This is a genomic window from Ruegeria sp. HU-ET01832, from assembly GCF_040371315.1.
Taxonomy (GTDB): Bacteria; Pseudomonadota; Alphaproteobacteria; order Rhodobacterales; family Rhodobacteraceae; genus Ruegeria; species Ruegeria lacuscaerulensis_A.
Genome location: NZ_BAABWL010000020.1, coordinates 1 through 527, shown reverse-complemented (window position 1 = coordinate 527; position 527 = coordinate 1). Strand labels below are relative to the sequence as shown.

Annotated in this window: 1 protein-coding gene; it reads left to right on the top strand. The window is 58.3% G+C overall.

The features are described 5' to 3' along the window. On the top strand, nt 1-527 hold a 527-nt coding region (locus ABWV79_RS22280), incomplete at both ends, for a DUF6538 domain-containing protein (RefSeq protein ID WP_353395003.1).

Below are 527 nucleotides of genomic sequence, written 5' to 3'. Positions count from 1 at the left end.
ATGTCTGCTCACATTCGCTATGCCTATCTGAAAGGCCATACGTGGTTGTTCAGACGTAACTATCCCGTTGACGTGGCTCTCGCGCTGGGCGCTCGGGCGCTGAAGCAGAGCCTCAAGACCAGTGACCGCAACACTGCCCGCGTCCGAGCCGCTGAGGTCAATGCCCGGTTCGAAACGCTGGTTGAACAGGTTCGATCCCAAGCTGAAGAAGCTCTGTCTGCCCCCGAGAGCACCGCTGAAGCTCCTGATTGGGTCGACCAGCCAGAGTCGTCTCTCGTCCGTCTCCGGGCCACTCTGGAGGACTCTGGATGCAATCTGGAGCGGTCTGAGTTCGCCAGACCAACAGCACCGGTGAAGGTGCCAGTTCGAGACCTGAGCCGGGCCTATCTGAACAAGCGGAGTAACGAGCTACGACCCAGCGGGTTCAAATCGGTCCGATATTCAGTCGGGTTATTCGCTAGTCGATATGGTGACCAATCGGTTTGCAGCCTGACCAGAGTGGAAGGGCGAGAGTTCCTGTCCGCAAT